The organism is Streptomyces sp. NPDC045470 (genome assembly GCF_040646595.1).
In the GTDB taxonomy this organism is placed as follows: domain Bacteria; phylum Actinomycetota; class Actinomycetes; order Streptomycetales; family Streptomycetaceae; genus Streptomyces.
Map to the genome: position 1 here is coordinate 17,336 of NZ_JBEZAN010000016.1, position 22,712 is coordinate 40,047.

Genomic DNA, 22,712 nt, shown 5'->3' on the forward strand with positions numbered 1-22,712 from the left:
CGCCCGCCCTCATCCGTCCATGAGGGCGGGCGGTCCGCGTCCCACCCCGTGACCGGCGGCCTCAGCCGGGCAGCAGCCCCACGGCCGCGCCGGTCAGCGGCAGATCCTCCAACGCGCCTCCACGGGCGATCGGATCCGTCACGATGCCGGTGGTCAGCGGCTTGAAGTCGGCGACCTGGGTGCCGATCTTGTTGGTCAGCGGGTCGGCGGTGGTGCCCGCCAGCGGGTCCAGTTTGAGGCTCTTGACCGGCCCGACTCCGCCCGCGAGGGAGTGCTGCAACGCGCCCCCCAACGCCTTGCCGGCCGCCTGGACGTCCAGGTCGCTGTCGTGGCCGGGCGCCGCGCCCGCCGGTGCCGCACCGGCCGCCGCGAGCGCCGCACCGGCCACCGTGAGCGCCAGACCCACGCGCGTCGGACCGCGCGGTACGCGGCGCCGGTGCCGGGGTCGTGCATGTGAGGCCATGTGCCACCTGCCTGTGCGTCGCCGGAGACATAATTGCGTAATCGAACGATTGCGAAGCGTAGTTGAGCGGTGCCGGGCCGTTCCAGCGACCGCGCTCCGGGTAACCCGCACGGCCCAATGCGCGACAATGGCTTCCCGTGAGCTCCCACACCGCCGCCCGGCCGCCCGCCGCCCGGGTCGTCCTGCTGACCGGCCCCTCCGGCTCCGGCAAGTCGTCCCTCGCCGCCCGCAGTGGCCTGCCCGTGCTCAACCTCGACGACTTCTACAAGGAGGGCACGGACCCGACGCTGCCGTCGCTGGCCGACGGCGGCGGCACCGACTGGGACTCGCCGCTGTCGTGGGACGCCGGTGCCGCCGTGGCCGCGATCGAGGAACTGTGCCGTACGGGACGTACGGCCGTGCCGGTGTACGACATCGCCGCCAGCGCACGGGTCGGTGAGACGGTTCTGGAGCGGGGCGACGCGCCACTGTTCCTCGCGGAGGGCGTCTTCGCGGCGGACATCGTCGAGCGCTGCCGTACGGCGGGTCTGCTCGCCGACGCGCTGTGCCTGCGCGGCCGCCCCACCACGACCTTCCGGCGGCGGCTCGTCCGTGACCTGCGCGAAGCCCGCAAGCCGGTGCCGGTCCTGCTGCGCCGCGGACTGCGCCTGCTGCGCGCCGAGCGCACGATCGTCGCCCGGCACACCGCGCTGGGCGCCCACCCGTGCGCGAAGCCGGAGGCGCTGGCCCGGATCGCGGCGGCCCGGGACGCGGCCGCCGGAGCAGGCCACGCCGCCGCGACCCCCACGCATTCCGCGACCCCCGCGGACCCCGCGTCTGCGACCGTGAGCGTCTGAACACCTGAATAACGTTCGGGTCCGCGGCATGCGGCCCCAACGGCGAAGGAGCGGATTCGCGCCGTACCCCCCGGCCGGCCGAACCCGCTCCTCATCCCCCCGTGTCCCCCGTGCTTCCCCCTCGGGCCCCCGTCCCCCCTCTTCTCGCTCCCCCGTGTCCCCCCCCCGTCTTCCCCGCCCTCAGGCCACCAGCTCGCCGAAGGACTCCTGCTCGTCACGGCCGAAGCTGAGGACGTCGTCCTCGCGCAGCCGGCGCAGGGAGCGCCAGATGCTGGACTTCACCGTGCCGACACTGATGTTGAGAATGTCCGCGATCTCCGGGTCCGTACGGCCCTCGTAGTAGCGCAGCACCAGCATCGTGCGCTGCGTCTCGGGCAGTCGGGCCAGCGCCTGCCACAGCACCGCGCGCAGCTCCGTGCCGCGCATCGCGTCCGTGTCACCGGCCGTCTCCGGCAGCTCCTCGGTCGGGTACTCGTTCAGCTTGCGGCGGCGCCACGCGCTGATGTGCAGGTTGGTCATCGTGCGGCGCAGGTAACCGCCCAGCGCCGCCTTGTCACTGATCCGGTCCCATGCCCGGTAGGTCGAGAACAGCGCGCTCTGCAGCAGGTCCTCGGCCTCGAAGCGGTCGCCGGTCAGGTGGTAAGCGGTGGCGTACAGGGAAGCGCGGCGCTCCTGGACGTAGGCGGTGAACGCCGCGGCGGCGTCCCCCGTTTCCTCCGCCTGCGACGCGGTGCGCCGTTCCCCCGTGCCCTCCCTGTACGCCGGTCCCGCGGCGGAAGCACCGTCGCCCCCGTCGGTTCCCCCGTGTCCCCCGTCGCGCTGCGTCATCGCGTCGATCGCGACCATGTAAGGAATGCGATGACGCCCGGTGCCGCGAGCGCACCCCCGCCCGCCCACGGCACCGGACTTCTCGACGGCCCGGCCGACATCGTGCAGACGCGTGATGACTGCGCTGGTCGTGGTGCTGTGCAGTGTGTTCATCGCGCGCCCCCCGTCGGTAGACCCTGCTTGCTTCGGTTCGTGATGGGGAAAACTCTGCCGAAGCAGTTTCATGACGCTGTCTGCCGTCTGTCACAGCCCTGTCACAGCGGGAGGGTCGCGGCCGGAACACCGTACGGACGCGGGGCGGGCCGGGGCACGGGCCCCGCCGGACACCGTGCAGGTCGAAGTCCTGGTCCCCCATGGGCCAGAATGGCCGGTGTGCCTTTCCTGTTGCTGATCGAGGACGACGACGCCATCCGCACGGCCCTCGAACTCTCCCTGTCGCGCCAGGGTCACCGTGTGGTGACCGCGGCGACGGGCGAGGACGGCCTGAAGCTGCTGCGCGAGCAGCGCCCGGACCTGATCGTGCTGGACGTGATGCTGCCGGGCATCGACGGTTTCGAGGTGTGCCGGCGGATCAGGCGTACGGACCAGCTGCCCATCATCCTGCTGACCGCGCGCAACGACGACATCGACGTGGTGGTCGGGCTGGAGTCCGGCGCGGACGACTATGTCGTCAAGCCGGTGCAGGGGCGGGTGCTGGACGCCCGGATCCGGGCCGTGCTGCGGCGCGGGGAGCGGGAGTCCAACGACGCGGCGACGTTCGGTTCCCTGGTCATCGACCGCTCGGCCATGACGGTCACCAAGAACGGCGAGGACCTCCAGCTCACCCCCACCGAGCTGCGGCTGCTGCTGGAGCTGAGCCGCCGGCCCGGGCAGGCGCTGTCCCGGCAGCAGTTGCTGCGGCTGGTGTGGGAGCACGACTACCTCGGTGACTCGCGGCTGGTGGACGCGTGCGTGCAGCGCCTCCGGGCGAAGGTGGAGGACGTACCGTCCTCGCCGACCCTGATCCGTACGGTGCGCGGTGTCGGCTACCGGCTGGACACCCCGCAGTGACGGAGCCCGTGTCCGGAAGCCGTACGGATGCCGAAGCGGCCGGTGACGGCGAGGACACGCCCGGGCGGCCCGGTTTCCTCCGGCGGTGCGTACGGGCGCTCGGCCTGCTGCGCTGGACCAGCCTGCGGCTGCGGCTCGTCTTCGTCTTCGCGCTGGTCGCGCTGACCGCGGCGGTCTCCGCCTCCGGCATCGCGTACTGGCTCAACCGCAACACCGTGCTGGACCGCACCCAGAACTCCGCGCTCAACGACTTCCGCAAGTCGCTGGAGGACAGCACCCGTTCGCTGTCGCTGCGGCCGCGGTGCGCGGAGCTGGACGAGGCGGCACGGCAGATGGCGGGCGGGCCGCAGAACTACGCCGTCCTGCTGGTCGCGCAGGGCAGCGACGGCAAGCAGTGCGTGGCGTCCACGGACAAGGACCTGTTCACGCTCAAGACGGTGCCCAAGGCGCTGCAGACGGCGGTCAACGAGAAGCGCGCGCTGGACGACGGCAACCGCGTCCCGTACCACATGTACTGGCAGCGCAAGGAGCTGCGGGACACCCCGTACCTCGTCGCCGGGGCCCGGATGAACGGCGGCGGCCCGACCGGCTACATGCTCAAGTCGCTGGCCACCGAGCGGCAGGACCTCAACTCGCTGGCCTGGTCACTGGGGATCGCCACCGCGCTGGCCCTGGTCGGCTCGGCGCTGCTGGCGCAGGCCGCCGCGACGACCGTGCTGCGGCCCGTGCAGCGCCTGGGCCACGCGGCCCGGCAACTGGGCGAGGGGCGGCTGGACACCCGGCTCCGGGTGACCGGCACCGACGAACTCGCCGACCTCTCGCGCACCTTCAACCGCACGGCCGAGCGCCTGGAACAGCGGGTCGAGGAGCTGAGCGGCCGCGAGGCGTCCTCCCGCCGCTTCGTCGCCGACATGTCGCACGAGCTGCGGACGCCGCTGACGGCGATCACGGCCGTCACCGAGGTGCTGGAGGAAGAGGAGGACTCCCTCGACCCGATGATCGCGCCCGCGGTGAAGCTGGTGGTCAGCGAGACCCGGCGGCTGAACGACCTGGTGGAGAACCTGATGGAGGTCACCCGCTTCGACGCGGGGACGGCGCGTCTGGTGCAGGACGAGGTGGACGTCGCCGACCAGGTGACCGCGTGCATCGACGCGCGGGCCTGGCTGGACGCGGTCGAGCTGGACGCCGAGCGCGGCATCGTGGCCCGGCTGGACCCGCGCCGCCTCGACGTCATCCTGGCCAACCTCATCGGCAACGCGCTCAAGCACGGCGGCTCGCCGGTCCGGGTGTCGGTGCGCACCGAGGCCACGCCGGACGGCGAGGATCTGCTGATCCGGGTACGGGACCACGGCCCCGGCATCCCGCAGGAAGTCCTGCCGCACGTCTTCGACCGCTTCTACAAGGCGAGCGCCTCCCGGCCGCGGTCGGAGGGCAGCGGTCTGGGCCTGTCGATCGCGCTGGAGAACGCCCACATCCACGGCGGCGAGATCACGGCCGCGAACTCGCCGGAAGGCGGCGCGGTCTTCACCCTGCGGCTGCCGGTGGGCCTCTCGGCCGCCGGCTCCGCCGCGGAGACGGACACCGGTACGGACGCGGGCACCGGTACGGAGGCAGGCCCCCGCGCCGACGCGGACGCCGGTTCCGGAGGCACGGAGCGCCGCGGCACCGAAACCCGCGGCACGGAAGGCGGTGACGGCCGATGACGTGGCGCACCCGCACCCTGTCGACGGGGCCCGGACCCGGTCCCCGTACCCGCACCCGGTCCGCACCCCGGCGCCGGGCCGCGGCACTGACCGCCGTGGCCCTGGGCGCCCTCGTACCGGCGCTGGCGAGCTGCGGCATCCGCGGTACGTCCGTGCCGGTCGACGCCGGGGGCGCGCCCTCCCGCGTGAGCTGCAAGGTTCCCGCGGAATCGGTCCCCCCGGTCCCGCCCGACAGCTCGCGGGTCACCGTCTACCTGGAGTGCAGCTCGGCGCTGGCACCGGCGGAGCGGACCGTGACCCACCCCAAGCAGCAGCCCGCCGACCGTCTCCGGTCGGCCCGCGCGCTGCTGGACGAGCTCCAGGAGCAGCCGGGGCCCGTCGAGGAGGAGGCCGGGTTCGTCACGGCGGTGCCGGAGAACCTGGAGGTGTCCGGGCCGCGTGCGGGTGATCCCGCCGGGACGCTGCGGCTGAGCGCGCGGCCGGAGGACCTGCCGTCCTTCGCGCTCGCCCAAATCGTGTGCACGTTCGGCGAGAGCGCGGCCCTGGGCCGTACGCACGCCGCGGTACTGGGCGGCCCCGGCGATGGGCATCCGCAGCGTTACGCCTGCTCGGACGAGGTGCGCACGCACCCGGACAGCGTGCTGGGCGCCGGTTCGGACGCTCCGGCGACGTCGGGCTGAGGCGGACGGGCCCGGAGTGCGGGCGTGGGGCGGGAGCGCTGGGCACGGGCGCTGGGCGCCTCTCCTCCCGGAACAGCCGCTCCGTGCCCCGGAGTGACCGGGACGACCGCGGGCAAGGGGTCTTACGGAACCGCGGCCGCCGGTAGGCGCGTCCTGGCCTGTGTGCAGGGTCATGGCCGCGGCGGTACCGCCGCCCTCCGTATGCGCGCCGCGGGAGCCGTTCTCCTCGTGGCGCATCTGCTGGTCGTCGGCTGGCTGTCGCTGCGTCCCCGTACGGTTCCCTGGGTGCCCGCCGCGAACCTCCGGCCGCTGGCGACGATCCGCGCGGAGCTGGCGCACGGGCCGTGGGAGGCCGTGCAGAGTCTCGGGGGCGCGGTGCTGCTGCTGGCGCCGCTGGGCATCCTGCTCCCGATGGCAGCCGGCCGCCTGAACGTTTCTCCGCTGGGCTCCCTGGCGCGTACGGTCTTCACCGGCGCGATGGTCTCGCTGGCGATCGAACTGCTGCAGGCCGGCATACCCGGCCGGGTGCCGGACGTCGACATGGTGCTGCTCAACACGACCGGGGTGATACTGGCGCACCTGCTGGTCGTACCAGGGTTCCGGTACCGGCTACGCCGCAAGGAGGACCCGCCCGCACGGCCGACCCCCACGAGGGCCAGGGTTCACATCGCACCGCAGGCCGACGCCCTGTCGGGCTCCCGGACCTACCTTTGAGACATCGGGGCACACCGTCCCGTACCCGGTCGAAAAGGAGTCGTGAACCATGGCCGCCGCACTGGTCCGCCCCCGCAACAACAGGATGATCGCCGGAGTGTGCGCGGGCCTTGCGCGGCGCTTCGGCACCACGCCCGGCACGATGCGCGTGCTCTTCCTTCTCTCGTGCCTGCTCCCGGGCCCGCAGTTCCTGATCTACCTGGCCCTGTGGCTGTTCCTGCCCTCCGAGGACAAGGCCCACCGGAGCGCCTGGTAGTCCGCACACGGCCGTGCCCCGGCTCCGTACACGAAGTACGGGCCGGGGCACGGCCGTGTCCGCTCCGGGACGCGTCGCGGAGCCGGTGACTCAGCCGAGCGCCTTGGTGAGGCCCCCGGCAGGCAGGCCGCCCAGCAGGTTGCCCTTGTTGTTGGTCTTCAGGGCGTGCTCGGCGCCGTGGTCGCCGGTGACGCCCTTGGCGGTCTCCTGGACGGGCAGGCTGTTCTGCAGTGTGTCCGCGACGTCACCCGGTACGTTGGCGCCGGTCACCTCGGCGGCGGAAGCCGTACCGGCCGCCGCGGCGGCGAAGGCGACGCCGAGCGCGGCGGCACCGAGGGTCCTGATGGTTCCCTGCTTCATGGAAATACATCCTTGTGATGGGAGATCGACCGGACCGGAATCTAGTGACGCCACCGACACGCCGCAAACACCCGCCGGGAACGGAAAACGACCGGCGCTTGACACGCCAGCCGTTCCCTTCTCCCGTAAGCGTTCCGCTTACTCGGAGCGATACTCGCTGATCACCGCGGGCTCGGCGTCCACCTGACGGAACAGCCATTCGGACCGCAGTTCGGCGTAGCCGGGCTTGATGACATCGTTGATCATCGCCAGGCGTTCATCGAAAGGAATGAACGCGCTCTTCATCGCATTGACGGTGAACCACTGCATGTCGTCGAGCGTGTATCGAAATGTCGAGACCAGGTGCTCGAATTCCCGGGACATGCTCGTACCGCTCATCAGCCGGTTGTCGGTGTTGACCGTCAGACGGAACTGGAGCCGGCGCAGCAGGCCGATCGGGTGCTCCGCGTACGAGGTGGCGGCACCGGTCTGGAGGTTGGAGGTGGGGCACATCTCCAGCGGGATGCGCTTGTCCCGTACGTACGAGGCGAGCCGGCCCAGCTTCACCGAGCCGTCGTCGGCGACCTCCATGTCGTCGGTGATGCGCACGCCGTGGCCGAGCCGGTCGGCGCCGCACCACTGGAGGGCCTGCCAGATCGAGGGCAGGCCGAACGCCTCGCCCGCGTGGATCGTGAAGTGGTTGTTCTCCCGCTTGAGGTACTCGAACGCGTCGAGGTGGCGGGTGGGCGGGAAGCCGGCCTCGGCGCCCGCGATGTCGAACCCGGCGACCCCCAGGTCGCGGTAGCGGTTGGCCAGTTCGGCGATCTCCAGGGCCCGGGCCGCGTGCCGCATGGCGGTCAGCAGGGCGCCGACGCGGATGCGGTGGCCGGCCGCGCGGGCCCGCCGCTCGCCCTCGCGGAACCCCGCGTTGACCGCCTCGACGACCTCTTCGAGGGTGAGGCCCTTCTCCAGGTGCTGCTCGGGCGCGTACCGGACCTCGGCGTACACGACGCCGTCCGCGGCCAGGTCCTCGGCGCACTCGGCCGCCACCCGCGTCAGGGCCTCGCGGGTCTGCATGACGGCACAGGTGTGCGCGAAGGTCTCCAGATAGCGTTCCAGCGAACCGGAGTCGGCGGCCTCGCGGAACCAGACGCCGAGCTTCTCGGGGTCGGTCTCGGGCAGGCTCTCGTAGCCGACCTCGCGGGCCAGCTCGACGATGGTGGCGGGGCGCAGGCCGCCGTCGAGGTGATCGTGCAGCAGCACCTTGGGCGCGCGACGGATCTGGTCGACGGTCGGCAGGGTGGTGGTCTCGCTCGTCATCTCGGCACTGTAGCCCCTACGCGCGTAGAACTTCACGAACGATACCCAACGGTGACCCGTACACGGGGTGGCCGGAGGCTCGCCTTCTGCCATCGTTTCGGTCATGGCTCAGCAAGCGTTGCCGGTGCGCGGTGCCCGGCTGGGGAAACCGCGGGGAGCGGCCGGAGCGGGACGGGCGGTGTGCGGCGTCGCGCTGTTACTGCCGGAGGGCGGCCCTTCGGGCACCCGGCGCCCCTCCCCCTTGTCCACCCTGGCGGCCCGTCCGCTGGCCGCCCGGCTGGCCCGGGCGGGCCGGACGGAGGGCCTGGTGGCCCACGTCGTGCACTACCGCTGCCGCGGCTGGAACGGTGCGGCAGCCCATCCGGCGGCGGACGCCGCCTGGGCACTGGAGGAGGTGGTGCGGCGGTACGGGGACGTGCCGGTCTGTCTGGCCGGTACGGGCATGGGCGCCCGCGCCGCACTGCACGCCGCGGGCCATCCGGCGGTCAACTCCGTACTGGCACTGGCCCCGTGGATACCCGACCTGGGCCCGGAGGGCGCCGACTCCGTACCCGTGAAGCAGCTCGCCGGCCGGCGGGTACTGCTCGTCCACGGCACCAACGACGAGCGGACCGATCCGGACCTGTCCTACCGCTACGCCGAACGCGCCAAGAAGATCAACCGCGACGTCTGCCGCTTCGAGGTCCACTCGGACGGCCACTCCCTGCACCAGCACCGCGCCGAAGTCCTGTCCCTGGCAGCCGACTTCGTCCTGGGATCGCTCTTCGCCCACAGCTACGCCCGCCCGGTCGCGGACGCGCTGGCGGCGCCGCCGCCGCTGGGCCTGCGGATGCCGCTGGCGTCGGGCTTCGGGGAGTCGCTGAAGCACTAGGAAGGAGGTACGCGCGGCAGCGCGGTTTCCGGGCTCCTGCCCACCGTCAGCTCCGTCGACCGACTTGATCGGCTTGATCGGCTCGATCGGCTCGATCGGCTCGATCGGCTCGATCGGCTCGATCGGCTCGATCGTCAGGGAGGCTCTCGTGCCGAACACGCTCGACCACGTGATCGTCCACTGCCACGACCAGAAGGCCACCGCCGCCTTCCTGAGCGACCTCATGGACGCCCCCGCGCCCGCCGACTGGGGGCCGTTCACCCAGGTGCAGACCGCCAACGGCGTCGGCATCGACTTCCTCGACAGCCAGGTGGCGCCGGACGCGATCAACGGCAGCCATGTCGCGTTCCTGGTCACCGACGAGGAGTTCGACGCGATCTTCGACCGGATCCAGCAGCGGTCGGTGCGCTACTGGGCCGACCCGTACCGCGCGAAGGAAGGCGAGATCAACCACCACTGGGGCGGTCGCGGGCTCTACGTCCTCGACCCGGGCGGCACGGTCGCCATCGAGTTCATGACCGTGACGTACGGAGCCTTGGAGGACATGGGAACGGAGTGACGCCGGCGGAACGCCCGCATCTCACCGGGGAATCAGCTTCCCCCTCCGCCCCAGCAGGAACTTTTTGAACGCCGCCACCGGAGGCGTGTCGGGATGACCGTCCATCCAGGCCAGCCCGATCTCGCGGACCGCACGCGGGGCCGTGACCGTCAGCTCGGCGACGCCCGGGCGCGGCACGGCCGGCGGCGGCAGCAGCGCCACCCCGAGACCGGCGGCGACCAGGCCGCGCAGCGTCTCGGCCTCCTCCCCCTCGAACGCGATCTTCGGCGTGAAGCCCGCCTCGGCACACAGCGCGTCGGTGATGCGGCGCAGCCCGTACCCCGGTTCCAGGGTCACGAACAGCTCCCCCGCCGCCTCGGCCAGCCGGACCCGCTTACGGGCCGCCAGCGGATGGTCGTCCGGCACGACCAGCCGCAGCTTCTGCTCGTCCAGACGGCGCGCGACCAGGTCCGGATAGTCCGGGACCGGCGAGGTCAGGCAGAGATCCAGGTCACCGGCGCGCAGCCGCTCGATCATCGCCTCGCCGTAGTTCTGGACGAGCTGGAAACGCACCCGCGGGTGGTCGGCGCGGAAGGTGCGGATCAGGCCCGGTACGGTCTCCGAGCCCATGGTGTGCAGGAAGCCGAAGGCGACCTTGCCCGCCGTGGGGTCGGTGTCGGCCCGTACGGACTCGGTGGCACGCTCGACGTCCAGCAGCGCGCGCTCGGTGGAGGCCAGGAACGCACGGCCCGCCGGGGTCAGGGAGAGCGCCCGGCCGCGCCGGGCGAAGAGCGCGACGCCGAGGTCGGCCTCCAGCCGGACGATGGCGCGGCTGAGGGTGGACTGCGGCATGCCCAGCTCGTGCGCGGCCCGCGTGACGTGCTCGTGGCGTGCGACGGCGGCGAACTGCGCGAGCCGGGGCGTCAGGGCCAGCGCCCACGAATCCACCCCGAGGTCCGCGGTCTCCGCCGGCTCCCCCGCCCGCGCCCGGATGTCTTTCGCGTTGCCATTGTGCGACAGAGGCTGCCCTGAGCTGCTGTTATGTGCCACAGCATCGATTATGGCGTTTCCATGCATTGGACGCATGAAACCGGCAGGCATACGTTCGGATCATGCCTCCCGCCGATACCGGGGCGTCGGCCGCCGCGCGCGCCGACGCCTGTGCGCAGTCGTCCCCCGTCACCTCCTCCGCGCCCGCCGCCGACGCGCCCCCGGCGCCCGACCCCGAGGCCGCCAAGCTGCACCCGGGCGGCCCCGGTTACCGCCGGATGAGCTTCGCCCTCTTCGCGGCAGGCGTCGCCACCTTCGCGCTCCTGTACTCCACCCAGGCGCTGCTCCCCGCGATCTCGGCCGACCTCGCCGTCCCGCCCGACCAGGCCAGTTGGTCCGTGTCGGCCGCGACCTTCGGCCTGGCCCTGGCCGTCGTACCGCTGAGCGCGCTGTCCGAACGCTTCGGCCGCCGCACGATGATGACCGCCTCCCTGACGGTGGCCGCGCTGATCGCGATGCTGGTGCCGTTCGCCCCCGACCTGGGCTGGCTGGTCGCGCTGCGCGCCGTCCAGGGCGTGGCGCTGGCCGGACTGCCGGCCTCCGCGATGGCGTTCCTCGCCGAGGAGGTACGGGCCAAGGCGCTGGTCGCCGCGATCGGCCTGTTCGTGGCGGGCAACAGCATCGGCGGCATGTCGGGCCGGATCGTCACCGGCTGGGTGGCCCAGGCCTGGGGCTGGCGAGCCGGGCTCGGCGCGGTCGGGCTGATGGCCGTGATGTGCGCGGTGGCCTTCCGCATCCTGGTCCCCAAGGCCCGGCACTTCTCCCCCCGCGCGGTCGGTCCGCGCGCCCTGGCCCGTACCCTCGGCGGCCACCTCTCCGACCCGCTGCTGCGCCGCCTGTACGGCATCGGCGCGCTCTTCATGACGGTCTTCGGCGCCGTCTACACCGTCATCGGCTACCGCCTGGTCGACGCGCCCTTCAACCTTCCGCAGGGCATCGTCGGCTCGATCTTCCTCATCTACCTGGTCGGCACGGTCTCCTCCGCCGCGGCCGGCCGCCTGGTGGGCCGCGTCGGCCGCCGCGGGGCCCTCTATCTCGCGGTCGGCACCACGGCGGCGGGCCTGCTGCTCACCCTCACCACGTCGCTCGCCGCCGTCCTGTTGGGCCTGGTCCTGATCACAGCGGGCTTCTTCGCGGGCCACGCGGTGGCGTCGTCCTCGGTGAGCCGTACCGCGAAGACCGCCCGCGCACAGGCGTCGGCCCTGTACCAGTGCGCGTACTACATCGGCAGCAGCGTCGGCGGCGCGCTCGGCGCGGCGGCGTTCCACGCGGGCGGCTGGGAGGCCACCGTCGCCCTGGCCCTGGCCGCGATGGCCGGCGCCGCGTCGATCACGCTGTACGCGACGCGGAAGGCGATGGCGGAACGGCGCGTCCTGCACGTACGGCAGGCCGCGTAGGCGGCTCCGCCGCCCGGAACCCGGAAGGCCCACTCCGCCACCTGTCCTGGTGGGGTGGGTCTTTCGTCCGTCTCAGGGACCGAAGGGAAACACGCTGGTGTCGATGGTGAGGCCGAAGGGCTCCGGGAGGTGAATGTCCTCCCCGAACTTCACCGCCTGGAGTTCCTGGTAGACGGCGTCTTCCGGCTCCCCGAACAGCGTGACCGTGGGTCCGGCGGGAGCGAAGCGATCAATGAGGAGGTAGAGCGGAACGCCCGCCTCCGCGTACGCGGCTGCCTTGTTCAGCCGGTCGTAGCCCGCGTTGTTCGGCGAGGTGACTTCGACGATCAGCTCCGCAGAGGTGAGCGGGACGTCCTCGCCTCCTTCGATCCGGTCCAGCACGTCGTCCGGGACCACGACGAGGTCCGGGATGAACAACCGCCCACGCATGGGATGCGTGACCCCGAGGGTCTGGTAGACCTCCCAGTCCTTCGGCAGCACTGAGTACAGGCTGCGCTGGACCTTGGCGGCGATGCGGTTGTGCGGTGCGGCCGGTGGTGGTGACACAACGATGACTCCATCATGAATCTCCACCTTGCTGCCCTCTGGCCAGTCCGCTTCCTGCCGGAAGCGGAGCAGCTCATCCCAGTACTCCGCCGGAGCGGGGTCGGCGGGGAGTGCACTCATGGCGGTCTCCTTACGTGTTGTGGCACCGATCCCAGCATGCCGAACAGGACCGGCACTGGTCCACCGGTCCCGTTCACCCGAACGATTCATCCCCTCACCCCTTCAACGGATCATGCCCCCAGTTCATCAACGAATACCGCCATGTCGTCTCCTTCACGTCCCCCGACGGCTTCTGCGCGAGATGGCGGTGGACGTACCCCGTCACCTTGCGCATGTGCGCGTAATCGTCGTCCGAAAGATCCGCACGCTTGGTGCGCAGCAGCGAAACGATTCGGCGGCCCGACTCGTGGCCCACGGACTCCCCACCCCCCTTGTGCTGCCCCGACTCCTTGGACTCGTCCTTCCTCAACCAGGACTCCAGCTCGGACGGGGACATGTTCACCGCGTCCTTGAAGTCCTCCCAGACGGTGTCCTGTTCGTCCTCCGTCTTCGCCATGGCCTCAGGACCGCTTCTTCTTCAGGGCGCCGGGCTTGTGCACGGCCGAGCCGCCGGACTTCTCGCTGCGGACCTTGTACTGCGGGTCGTCCGGCGAGGCGTCCACCGTGCGGCCCGCTTCCTCCGTACGGCTCGTGATCTTCTTCTCCACCTTGCCGACGGCCTCACTGCCGTGGCTCTTCCAGGTGACCTTGTCGCCCTTGCTGAAGTCGTCCTTCTTCTTCGCCATCGCCGGTCTCCTCGCGGTCGGGTGCTTCCAGGACAGCACCGGTCGGGGCGCGGCGCGCGTCGGGCGCGCCCCGGAAGGAGCGCGCCCGACGGCGGCGGTGCGGGGCCGGATCAGCCGATGCGGTCCAGCACCACCGGGTTCGGGGTGAAGTCCGTGCCGGGCGGGGCGATCAGGACGCCGCCGTCGAGGGCTTCGAGGGCGTAGGGGAACTTTTCAGGGGTGTCGGTGTGGAGGGTGAGCAGGGGCTGGCCCTCCTTGACCTCGTCGCCGGGCTTGGCGTGGAGTTCGATGCCCGCGCCCGCCTGGACCGGGTCCTCCTTGCGGGCGCGGCCGGCGCCCAGGCGCCAGGCGGAGACGCCCACCGCGTACGCGTCGAGGGTGGTCAGGACGCCGGAGGAGGAGGCGTTGACGGTGTGCTGTTCGCGGGCGACCGGGAGCGGGGCGTCGGGGTCGCCACCCTGGGCCTGGATCATGCGGCGCCAGTGGTCCATGGCGGAGCCGTCGGCGAGGGCCTTGGCCGGGTCGGCGTCCTCCAGGCCGGCCGCGTCGAGCATCTCGCGGGCCAGCGCGAGGGTGAGTTCGACGACGTCGGCCGGGCCGCCGCCCGCCAGGACCTCCACCGATTCGCGGACTTCGAGGGCGTTGCCGGCGGTCAGGCCGAGGGGGGTGGACATGTCGGTGAGCAGCGCGGAGGTCCGTACGCCGTGGTCGGTGCCGAGTTCGACCATGGTGGTGGCCAGTTCGCGGGCGTCCTCGATGTTCTTCATGAAGGCGCCGGAGCCGACCTTGACGTCCAGGACGAGCGAGCCGGTGCCCTCGGCGATCTTCTTGGACATGATCGAGGAGGCGATCAGCGGGATGGCCTCGACGGTGGCGGTGACGTCGCGCAGCGCGTACAGCTTCTTGTCGGCGGGAGCCAGGCCGTCGCCCGCGGCGCAGATGACGGAGCCGACGCGGTCGAGTACGTCCATCATCTCGGCGTTGGAGAGCAGCGCGCGCCAGCCGGGGATGGCCTCCAGCTTGTCGAGGGTGCCGCCGGTGTGGCCGAGGCCGCGGCCGGAGAGCTGGGGTACGGCCGCGCCGCAGGCGGCGACGAGGGGCGCGAGCGGCAGGGTGATCTTGTCGCCGACGCCGCCGGTGGAGTGCTTGTCGGCGGTCGGGCGGGCCAGGCCGGCGAAGTCCATCCGCTCGCCGGAGGCGATCATGGCGGCGGTCCAGCGGGCGATCTCCGTACGGTTCATGCCGTTGAGGAAGACGGCCATCGCGAGGGCCGACATCTGCTCGTGGGCCACCTCGCCGCGCGTGTAGGCGTCGATGACCCAGTCGATCTGCTCGGGGGTCAGCTCCTGCTTGTCGCGCTTGGCGCGGATGACCGAGATGACGTCCATCTGGGCTTCCTTTCGTGGAACGGCCGGCTCAGCCCGTCCCTGTACCCGGGAACGACGCGGCGAGCGGGCGTGTTCAGTTCTACACGCATAGAGCCGGGAGATCGAGGGGCCCGCACCGCTGGGGTGCGGTGCGGGCCGGTGGGCCGTCAGCGGGCCAGGTGCTGGGGGCCGAACGCGTCGGGGAGGAGGTCGTCCAGGCGTCGGACGCCCGCCTCCCCGCTGTCGACCAGCAGGCCGGGGCCACCGTGCTCGTACAGCAACTGGCGGCAGCGGCCGCACGGCACGAGCAGTTCGCCCCGGCCGTCCACGCAGGTGAACGCGGTCAGCCGGCCGCCGCCGGTGGCGGCCAGCGCGGAGACCAGGCCGCACTCGGCGCACAGGCCCAGTCCGTACGAGGCGTTCTCCACGTTGCAGCCGACGACCGTACGGCCGTCGTCCACCAGGGCCGCGGCGCCGACCGGGTAGCCGGAGTACGGGGCGTACGCCCGGGACATCGCGTCCCGGGCCGCCTCACGGAGCGTCTCCCAGTCGACCGGTGCCCGGCCGTCGTCGTTCCGGCCTTCGTTCATCCGGCCATCGTCCGTCATGTGCCCTGCCCCCGCCGGTACGGCTTGCCGTTGGCCTTCGGGGGCCGCAGCCGCTGCGCGAACAACGCCAGCACCAGCAGCGTGGCGATGTACGGGCTGGCCTCGACGAGCTCCAGCGGCACCGCGTCGGTGAGGAAGTACCAGAGGACGAGGAGGACCGCCGCGACACCCGCGACCGCCCCCTGGGCGCGCTTGGCCGCGCGCAGGCGGAACAGCGCCAGGACGGCGAGCAGCGCGGCCAGGCCCAGCAGCAGCGCGTGCACGGTCGGGCCGCCGCTGCGCAGTTGCATGGCGTCCATGAAGCCGAACAGGCCCGCACCCATCGCGACCCCGCCGGGCCGCCAGTTGCCGAAGATCATCGTGGCCAGGCCGATGTAGCCGCGGCCGCCGGTCTGCCCGTCCTGGAAGAAGTGCGTGCTGATGGACAGGAACGCGCCGCCGAGCCCGGCCAGCGCACCGGAGACCAGCACCGCCGCGTACTTGTACGTGTAGACGTTGACGCCCAGCGACTCCGCCGAGACCGGCGCCTCGCCGCAGGACCGCAGCCGCAGGCCGAAGGAGGAGCGCCACAGCAGGTAGAAGGTGCCGACGAAGAGCAGTACGGCCAGCACGGTGAGCCAGGAGACGTTGGTGACCAGGCCACCCAGGATGCCGGCCACGTCGGAGACCAGGAACCAGTGGTGGTTTTCGAGGGATCGCAACGCGTCCGAGAGGCCCGGGACCGTGAACGTCGGCATGTCGGCCATCGGCGGCGACTGCTTGTCGTTGCCGCCCGCCCGCATCGCCGCGCTGCCCTCCGCCCCGAACCACAGCGTGGCCAGGTACTGCGTCGCGCCCAGCGCCAGGATGTTGATCGCCACACCGGAGACGATGTGGTCGACGCCGAAGCTGACGGTGGCGATCGCGTGCACCAGCCCGCCGAGGGCGCCGCCCAGGATGCCGACGGCCGCGGCGGCCCATGGGCCGTGCTGCCAGCCGATCCAGCCGGCCGCGAACGAGCCGAGCATCATCATGCCTTCGAGGCCGATGTTGACCACGCCGGCCCGCTCGGCCCACAGGCCGCCGAGACCGGCCAGGCCGATCGAGGTGGCGGCGGCGAGCGCCGCGCTGAACTGTCCGGCCGAGGTCAGGTCGTCGGTGCCGGTCACCGCGCGCAGCAGGGACACCGCGACGATCGCCCCGGCGACGATCAGCAGGATGACGGGGTAGGTCAGCTTGCGGCGGCCGCCCCGCGACGCACTGGCGCCGGGCCGGGCCGCGGGCTTGAGTTCGGTACTCACGCGGTCGCCTCCGCCTTGTCGTTCTCACCTGGGTTCGTACGGGCCTGGGCGGCCAGCTCCTCGCCGACCTTGCGCTGCTGGGCGCGCAGCCCGTACCGGCGCACGATCTCGTACGCGATGACCACGCACAGCACGATCACGCCCTGGATGACGCCGACGATCTCCTGTGCGTACCCCTCGAACTCCAGGCGGGAGCCGGTGCGGTCGAGGAACGCCCACAACAGCGCGCCGAACGCCATGCCCACCGGGTGGTTGCGGCCCAGCAGCGCGATGGCGATGCCGGTGAAGCCGATGCCGGCCGGGAAGTCGGTGCCGTAGTTGAAGGACTCGTTGAGCAGGGTCGGCATGCCCACCAGGCCCGCCGCGGCACCAGAGAGCAGCATGGAGATGACCACCATGCGCTTGACGCTGACGCCGCTCGCCTCGGCGGCCGGCTCGGAAGCACCCACCGCGCGCAGGTCGAAACCGAAGCGGGTGCGGTTGAGCACGAACCAGTAGACGAAGCCGGCCAGCGCCGCGATCAGCACGAAGCCGTAGACCGGCTTGGGGTCGGTCGGGAAGCTGAAGAAGTGGCTGGACTCCGGCAGGAACTTCGTGTGCAGGAGGTTGCCGTCCTTGATCGCGAGGCGGCCGTCCTGGAGGAAGTAGCCGATCACGGAGGCGGCGATGGCGTTCAGCATGATCGTGGTGATCACCTCGCTGACGCCGCGCGAGGTCTTCAGTACGCCCGCGATGCCCGCCCACACCGCGCCCACCAGCATGGCGATCACGATGAGCAGGACGATCTGGAGCGCGCCGGGCAGCGCGATCGCGCCGCCGACCGCGGCCGCCGCGAAGGCCGCCAGCCGGTACTGCCCGTCCACACCGATGTTGAACAGGTTCATCCGGAAGCCGATGGCTACCGCCAGTGCCGACAGGTAGTACGGCACCGCCTTGTTGACGATCCAGACCTGGCTGTCGCTGTAATGGCCGTAATCGACCATGATCCAGTAGGCGCGCAGCGGGTTCTCGCCCGACGCCAGGAAGACCAGCGAACTGATGACGAACGCGGCGGCGACGGCCAGCAGCGGCGCCGCGAGCGCCAACAGCACCTTGTCCTTGGTGAACGACCTGGTCAGCGTCTTCACTCCCGGTCACCACCCTCGCGCGTCTCAGCGTCTTCAGCGGTGAGGTGACCGCTGGCGGCACCGGTCATGGCCGAGCCCAACTCCTCCGGGGTGATGGTCGCGGGGTCGGCGTCCGCGACCAGCCGGCCCCGGTACATCACCCGCAGGGTGTCGGAGAGCCCGATCAGCTCGTCCAGGTCGGCAGAGATCAGCAGGACCGCCAGGCCCTCCCGGCGCGCCGCGCGGATCTGCTCCCAGATCTGCGCCTGCGCGCCGACGTCCACGCCGCGCGTGGGGTGGGCGGCGATCAGCAGCTTGGGGTGATGGCTCATCTCCCGGCCGACGATCAGCTTCTGCTGGTTGCCGCCGGACAGCGAGGCCGCCGTCACCTCGATACCGGGCGTCCGTACGTCGTACTCGGCGACGATCCGCTCGGTGTCCTTACGGGCACCGGCCAGGTCGAGCAGCCGGCCCTTGCTGTTCGGGCGCTCCGTGACGTGCCCCAGGACGCGGTTCTCCCACAGGGGTGCCTCCAGGAGCAGGCCGTGCCGGTGGCGGTCCTCGGGTACGTAACCGATGCCGTCCTCGCGGCGCTTGCGCGTGCTGGCGCCGGACAGGTCCTGCCCGTCCAGCGTCACGGTGCCGGTGTCCAAGGCGCGGGTGCCGATGATCGCCTCGACCAGTTCGGCCTGTCCGTTGCCCTCCACGCCGGCGACGCCGAGCACCTCGCCCTTGTGAATGGTGAAGGTGATGCCGTCCAGCACGGTCCGTACGACGCCGTCGGAGTCGGTGGCGCTCAGACGGAGATCCGCGACGCCCAGCATCGGTGTGTCCGTCACCGTCGACTCACGCGTCTCCGGGGACGGCAGTTCGCTGCCCACCATCAGCTCGGCGAGCTGCTTCGGCGTGGTCTTCGACGGCTCCACCGAGGCGACGGTGGTGCCCCGGCGGATGACGGTGATGTCGTCCGCGACGGACAGCACCTCGCCCAGCTTGTGCGAGATGAAGATGACGGTCAGGCCCTCGGACTTCAGCTCCCGCAGGTTGTCGAAGAGCGCGTCGACCTCCTGCGGGACCAGGACCGCGGTCGGCTCGTCGAGGATGAGCGTACGGGCGCCGCGGTAGAGGACCTTGAGGATCTCCACCCGCTGCCGGTCCGCGACGCCGAGGTCCTCCACGAGGACGTCGGGCCGGACGGCGAGTCCGTACGCGTCCGAGATCTCCATGATCTTGGCGCGGGCCCTGCCGGCGATGCCGTGCAGCTTCTCCGCGCCGAGGACCACGTTCTCCAGGACGGTGAGGTTGTCGGCCAGCATGAAGTGCTGGTGCACCATGCCGATGCCGCGGGCGATGGCGTCCGCCGGGGTGCCCAGTGCCGCCTGCTCGCCGTCGAGCGTGATGGTGCCCTCGTCCGGCTTCTGCATGCCGTAAAGGATCTTCATCAGCGTCGACTTGCCCGCGCCGTTCTCGCCGCACAGGGCGTGCACGGTGCCGCGGCGCACGGTCAGGTCGATGTCGTGGTTGGCGACGACACCGGGGAAACGCTTGGTGATACCGCGGAGTTCGACGGCTGCGGGGCCCGGCTTCGCCGGGCGGCTGATCGTGGGTGCTGCGTTGATGGCGCACTCCCCTCGGGGGTGGTTGTCCTTGGCCATGTCCTGGGCGGACGGCGTGTCCTTGGGCGGACGGCGGCAGCGAATACCGGCCGTCGGGGGCGCGGGCGGGGGTGTGTCCGCGGCCGCGTGGTGATTCGGCCGGGGTCTGTCCGCGGCCGGACGGTGATCCGGCCGGGGTGTCTCCGCGGCCGCGGTGGGGCGCACGGTATCGGGCCGCGATGCGGCGGGACACCGTCCGGCGCCCTGCTACGGCGTCTCCTTGACCTTCACCTTGCCCTCGACGATCTTCTGCCGGGCGGCGTCGATCTGCGGCTGGATGTCCTTGATGAAGCCGCCCGACGTGGCGAGCGTGACGCCCTTCTTCTTCATGTCGTACGCGTGCACGCCCGTCAACGGCTTGCCGTCCTCGACGCTCTTGATCAGGTCGAACACCGCCACGTCCACGTTCTTGACCACCGACGTCAGGATGCAGTCCTTGTACTTCGCCAGGCCCGGCTGAAGGTACTGGTCGGAGTCCACGCCGATCGCCCAGGCGCCCTTGCGCTTGCTGATCGCCTCGATGGCGCCCGCGCCCGACTGGCCGGCCGCGGAGTAGATCACGTCGATACCGCTGTCCAGCATGCCGCCGGCCTTGGCCTTCGCGGCGGCCGGATCGTTGAACCCCTTGTCGTTGTTGGGGTACAGGTACTGCGACGTGATCTTGGTGTTCGGGTCGGTGTCCCGCACACCTTGCTCGAAACCGGCCTGGAACTTCTGGATCAGCGCGTTGTTCACGCCGCCGATGAAGCCGACCTTGTGGTTCTTGCTCTTGAGCGCGGCGGCGACGCCCGCCAGGTACGAGCCCTCGTGCTCCGCGAAGACCATCGCGTCCACGTTCTTGCCCTGCGGCACCGCGTCCACGACGCCGAACGTCGTCTCCGGGAAATCCTTGGCGACGTTCTCGATGGACCGGCTGTAGGCGAAACCGACCCCTATGACCGGGTTGTATCCGGCCTCGGCGAACGACGTGAGCCGCTGCTCGCGGTCCGCCTCCGTCTCGCCGTTCTTCGCGGTCAGCATCTTGACGTTGACGCCCAGCTTCTTCCTGGCGTTCTCGGTGCCGCGGGCGGCCGCCTCGTTGAAGGAGTGGTCGTCCCGCCCGCCGATGTCGAACGCGAGCCCGACACCGGCATGGCTGGCCCGGTTCGCCTCGGCGAAGCTCTGGCCGCAAGCGGTGGCGGTGACCGCGAGAAACGCGGAGGCGCTGGCCGCGGCGGCAAACCTGGTGACCCGACGCACGGGGCCTTCCCTTCGCTCACAGCGCCCACGGTGGCGCTGGCTTGACGGGAGATTAACGCGCGTAGACCTGGCGCAAAACCCTTCACTGCGTGGCCGTTATCTGATTGTTCCTCCCGGCCGGGCCACCGGGCCACCGGGCCGCCGGGCCGCCGGGCCGCCGGCGCGGCGGGTGGGGGTGGTGGGCCTTGCGCGGTTCGCATTGCTTGCGTCGTGGGGCGGGGCGCGCAGGGGGCCATCTCCTCGGCATCCTTTAGTTAAGGTGCATCGGATACGTGGGCCAGTGTCCGGACTGCCTGCGGGGATGGCCCCCTGCACGCCCCTCCGGTCGGATTGGCGAGCTCGGCCCGGTGGGGGGAGAAAAAGAACGATCACCCTGGTGCGCGCCCACCTGGTGCAGAGGCTCACGGGAGCTTCGGCGCCACCGCTGCGCCCCTCCGGGGCGCCTCCCGCTGCTCCGCGCGGGAGAAGGGCCCCTCGTGCTGTGCGCAGGAGACGGGGCCCCGTCGCGCTGTGCGCGGGAGAGCGGCCGTCCTCGCGCTGTGCGCGAGGGACGGGCTCTCGGGCTTGTGAGAGTGCACAGCCCGATCGCCTGGGACAGCCGCCCGACGGTCAGGGCTCGGGGACATTCCGGGGTCTCCCCGCAGGCAGTCCGGACACTGGCCCACTATCCGATGCGCCTTGGCTAAAGGATGCCGTGGGGGCGCCCCCGGCCGAAGGTTGGGGGAGAGTGGACCCGAGCCCTCGCCACCGACCCCATCGCGCCCCCACCAGACCGCACTACCCCAGCAACGCCGCCGCCGTGAACAGTTCCACCCCGGCGCGGATCGAGCTTTCGTCCACGTCGAAGTCGCCTCGGTGGAGGTCGAAGCGGGCCGTGCTGCCCGGGGGGCGGACGCCGAGGCGGGCCATGGCGCCGGGGACGTGTTCCAGGTACCAGGAGAAGTCCTCGCCGCCGAGGGACTGCTCGGTGCCTTCGACGGCGTGTGAGCCGCGGCGGGCGGCCATCGCGTCGTGCAGGAGCTGGGTGGAGACCGGTTCGTTCACGACCGGTGGTACGCCCCTCACGTAGGTGACCTGGCACTTCGCCCCGTACAGCGCAGCGACCTCGTCGATCGCCGCGTGCACCATGTCGGGTGCGCCGCGCCAGGCGTCGAGGTCCAGGCAGCGCACCGTGCCGGCCAGCTCCGCGTGCTGGGGGATGACGTTGCAGGCGTGGCCCACGTCCAGGCGTCCCCAGGTCACCGCGAGACCGGCACGGGTGTCGACGCGCCGGGAGAGGAGGGCGGGGACGTCGACGACGACGCGGGCGGCGGCCGTGACGAGGTCGGTGGTCAGGTGGGGCCGGGCGGTGTGGCCGCCGGGGCCGTCGAGGGTGACCTCCAGACGGTCGCAGGCGGAGGTGATCGCTCCGGTGCGCAGCCCGATGCGGCCGGCGTCGACGCGGGGGTCGCAGTGCACGGCGAGGATGCGTCCGACCCCGTCGAGCGCCCCGGTGCCGATCACATCGGTGGCGCCGCCGGGCAGCGCTTCCTCGGCGGGCTGGAAGAGGAGGCGTACGGGGCGCGGCAGCCGGCCTTCGCGGGCCAGTTCGGCGAGGAGGAGGCCGGCGCCGAGGACGACGGTGGTGTGGACGTCGTGGCCGCAGGCGTGTGCGCGGTTGGGGACGGTCGAGCGGTAGGGCACCGTCTTCACGTCGGGAATCGGCAGCGCGTCGATGTCGGCGCGCAGGGCGAGCAGCGGTTGCCCGCCGTCCCAAGGGGTGAGACCGGGCGTGATGTCACAGATCAGGCCGGTGCCGATGGACAGGACGCGTGGGGTGAGGCCGGCCCGCTCAAGGCGCGCCTTGAGCGCGGCGGTGGTGCGGAACTCCTGGTTGCCGAGCTCGGGGTGCATGTGCAAGTCGCGGCGGAACGCGATCAGTTCGGCGCACAGCTCTTCCGGCAGCGCGCCGGGCAGCGGTTCCCCGGCAGGGGCGTCTTCGGTTGCGGCCTCGCGGGACATCAAGTGGTTCACCCGTTGAAGGTTACGGGTGCGGTTGGGGCAACTGTCCCTCGATCAACAAAAGTTCAGCCCGTTAGGGG

General features: G+C 71.6%; 24 protein-coding genes. 9 read left to right on the forward strand and 15 right to left on the reverse strand.

Annotation, left to right across the window (positions count from 1 at the left end):
* Window positions 1-61 precede the first annotated feature (61 nt).
* Window positions 62-463: a hypothetical protein gene (locus AB0A97_RS31955; RefSeq protein ID WP_361156432.1), complete on the reverse strand. Its 402-nt coding sequence runs from the start codon at window positions 461-463 to the stop codon at window positions 62-64.
* Window positions 464-600: 137 nt separating this feature from the next.
* Here AB0A97_RS31955 and AB0A97_RS31960 point away from each other — a divergent pair, with 137 nt between their 5' ends.
* Window positions 601-1,299, forward strand: coding sequence for an ATP-binding protein (locus AB0A97_RS31960; protein ID WP_361156434.1), 699 nt, complete (start codon window positions 601-603; stop codon window positions 1,297-1,299).
* Between the two features lie 180 nt (window positions 1,300-1,479).
* Here the strand turns inward: AB0A97_RS31960 and AB0A97_RS31965 are convergent, their stop codons facing one another.
* Window positions 1,480-2,280: a SigE family RNA polymerase sigma factor gene (locus AB0A97_RS31965; protein ID WP_361156437.1), complete on the reverse strand. Its 801-nt coding sequence runs from the start codon at window positions 2,278-2,280 to the stop codon at window positions 1,480-1,482.
* A 219-nt stretch (window positions 2,281-2,499) separates the two neighbouring features.
* Between AB0A97_RS31965 and afsQ1 the strand changes: the two genes are divergently transcribed.
* The 5 genes from afsQ1 to AB0A97_RS31990 all read left to right on the forward strand — a co-directional run bounded on the left by afsQ1 (window position 2,500) and on the right by AB0A97_RS31990 (window position 6,530).
* Window positions 2,500-3,177, forward strand: coding sequence for a two-component system response regulator AfsQ1 (gene afsQ1 / locus AB0A97_RS31970; protein ID WP_004571966.1), 678 nt, complete (start codon window positions 2,500-2,502; stop codon window positions 3,175-3,177).
* 104 nt (window positions 3,178-3,281) lie between these two features.
* On the forward strand, window positions 3,282-4,880 hold the full coding sequence (locus AB0A97_RS31975) for a HAMP domain-containing sensor histidine kinase (RefSeq protein ID WP_361156793.1): 1,599 nt from the start codon (window positions 3,282-3,284) through the stop codon (window positions 4,878-4,880).
* On the forward strand, window positions 4,877-5,560 hold the full coding sequence (locus tag AB0A97_RS31980; RefSeq protein ID WP_361156440.1) for a hypothetical protein: 684 nt from the start codon (window positions 4,877-4,879) through the stop codon (window positions 5,558-5,560). Before AB0A97_RS31975 ends, AB0A97_RS31980 begins: the two co-directional genes overlap by 4 nt.
* Before the next feature lie 201 nt (window positions 5,561-5,761).
* Window positions 5,762-6,274 carry a VanZ family protein gene (locus AB0A97_RS31985; RefSeq protein ID WP_361156443.1) on the forward strand — a complete coding sequence of 171 codons (513 nt, stop codon included), beginning with the start codon at window positions 5,762-5,764 and terminating at the stop codon, window positions 6,272-6,274.
* A 49-nt stretch (window positions 6,275-6,323) separates the two neighbouring features.
* Window positions 6,324-6,530 carry a PspC domain-containing protein gene (locus AB0A97_RS31990; protein WP_030017495.1) on the forward strand — a complete coding sequence of 69 codons (207 nt, stop codon included), beginning with the start codon at window positions 6,324-6,326 and terminating at the stop codon, window positions 6,528-6,530.
* Between the two features lie 90 nt (window positions 6,531-6,620).
* On the opposite strand, the gene AB0A97_RS31995 is transcribed toward AB0A97_RS31990, so the two are convergent.
* The gene (locus AB0A97_RS31995; RefSeq protein ID WP_361156446.1) at window positions 6,621-6,890 is read right to left on the reverse strand and encodes a hypothetical protein; all 270 of its coding nucleotides are present in this window, start codon (window positions 6,888-6,890) and stop codon (window positions 6,621-6,623) included.
* 138 nt (window positions 6,891-7,028) lie between these two features.
* Window positions 7,029-8,189, reverse strand: coding sequence for an adenosine deaminase (locus tag AB0A97_RS32000; RefSeq protein WP_361156449.1), 1,161 nt, complete (start codon window positions 8,187-8,189; stop codon window positions 7,029-7,031).
* Between the two features lie 103 nt (window positions 8,190-8,292).
* On the opposite strand from AB0A97_RS32000, the gene AB0A97_RS32005 reads away from it, so the two are divergent.
* Window positions 8,293-9,060: an alpha/beta hydrolase gene (locus AB0A97_RS32005; protein WP_361156451.1), complete on the forward strand. Its 768-nt coding sequence runs from the start codon at window positions 8,293-8,295 to the stop codon at window positions 9,058-9,060.
* Between the two features lie 64 nt (window positions 9,061-9,124).
* Window positions 9,125-9,619, forward strand: coding sequence for a VOC family protein (locus AB0A97_RS32010; protein WP_361156454.1), 495 nt, complete (start codon window positions 9,125-9,127; stop codon window positions 9,617-9,619).
* 21 nt (window positions 9,620-9,640) lie between these two features.
* Here the strand turns inward: AB0A97_RS32010 and AB0A97_RS32015 are convergent, their stop codons facing one another.
* The gene (locus AB0A97_RS32015) at window positions 9,641-10,648 is read right to left on the reverse strand and encodes a LysR substrate-binding domain-containing protein (protein ID WP_361156457.1); all 1,008 of its coding nucleotides are present in this window, start codon (window positions 10,646-10,648) and stop codon (window positions 9,641-9,643) included.
* Window positions 10,649-10,710: 62 nt separating this feature from the next.
* On the opposite strand from AB0A97_RS32015, the gene AB0A97_RS32020 reads away from it, so the two are divergent.
* Window positions 10,711-12,045 carry an MFS transporter gene (locus tag AB0A97_RS32020; protein WP_361156459.1) on the forward strand — a complete coding sequence of 445 codons (1,335 nt, stop codon included), beginning with the start codon at window positions 10,711-10,713 and terminating at the stop codon, window positions 12,043-12,045.
* A gap of 72 nt (window positions 12,046-12,117) precedes the next feature.
* On the opposite strand, the gene AB0A97_RS32025 is transcribed toward AB0A97_RS32020, so the two are convergent.
* The 10 genes from AB0A97_RS32025 to AB0A97_RS32070 form a co-directional block, all read right to left on the reverse strand.
* The gene (locus tag AB0A97_RS32025) at window positions 12,118-12,711 is read right to left on the reverse strand and encodes a Uma2 family endonuclease (RefSeq protein WP_361156461.1); all 594 of its coding nucleotides are present in this window, start codon (window positions 12,709-12,711) and stop codon (window positions 12,118-12,120) included.
* Window positions 12,712-12,805: 94 nt separating this feature from the next.
* A complete protein-coding gene (locus AB0A97_RS32030) occupies window positions 12,806-13,147 on the reverse strand; it encodes a DUF3140 domain-containing protein (protein WP_361156464.1) in 342 nt (113 codons plus the stop codon).
* Window positions 13,148-13,151: 4 nt separating this feature from the next.
* Window positions 13,152-13,376, reverse strand: coding sequence for a DUF2945 domain-containing protein (locus AB0A97_RS32035; RefSeq protein ID WP_361156467.1), 225 nt, complete (start codon window positions 13,374-13,376; stop codon window positions 13,152-13,154).
* Window positions 13,377-13,486: 110 nt separating this feature from the next.
* Window positions 13,487-14,764, reverse strand: coding sequence for a thymidine phosphorylase (locus AB0A97_RS32040; protein WP_361156470.1), 1,278 nt, complete (start codon window positions 14,762-14,764; stop codon window positions 13,487-13,489).
* 146 nt (window positions 14,765-14,910) lie between these two features.
* Complete coding sequence (locus tag AB0A97_RS32045; RefSeq protein WP_361156472.1) at window positions 14,911-15,333, reverse strand: cytidine deaminase; 423 nt, start codon at window positions 15,331-15,333, stop codon at window positions 14,911-14,913.
* 14 nt (window positions 15,334-15,347) lie between these two features.
* Window positions 15,348-16,631, reverse strand: coding sequence for an ABC transporter permease (locus tag AB0A97_RS32050; protein ID WP_361156475.1), 1,284 nt, complete (start codon window positions 16,629-16,631; stop codon window positions 15,348-15,350).
* Entirely contained in the window at window positions 16,628-17,758 is a 1,131-nt protein-coding gene (locus tag AB0A97_RS32055) for an ABC transporter permease (RefSeq protein WP_361156478.1), read from the reverse strand. Before AB0A97_RS32055 ends, AB0A97_RS32050 begins: the two co-directional genes overlap by 4 nt.
* Window positions 17,755-19,392 carry an ABC transporter ATP-binding protein gene (locus tag AB0A97_RS32060; protein ID WP_361156480.1) on the reverse strand — a complete coding sequence of 546 codons (1,638 nt, stop codon included), beginning with the start codon at window positions 19,390-19,392 and terminating at the stop codon, window positions 17,755-17,757. Before AB0A97_RS32060 ends, AB0A97_RS32055 begins: the two co-directional genes overlap by 4 nt.
* A 207-nt stretch (window positions 19,393-19,599) precedes the next feature.
* Window positions 19,600-20,631 carry a BMP family ABC transporter substrate-binding protein gene (locus tag AB0A97_RS32065; RefSeq protein WP_361156484.1) on the reverse strand — a complete coding sequence of 344 codons (1,032 nt, stop codon included), beginning with the start codon at window positions 20,629-20,631 and terminating at the stop codon, window positions 19,600-19,602.
* A 777-nt stretch (window positions 20,632-21,408) separates the two neighbouring features.
* A complete protein-coding gene (locus tag AB0A97_RS32070) occupies window positions 21,409-22,632 on the reverse strand; it encodes an amidohydrolase (protein WP_361156795.1) in 1,224 nt (407 codons plus the stop codon).
* Between the last annotated feature and the right edge of the window lie 80 nt (window positions 22,633-22,712).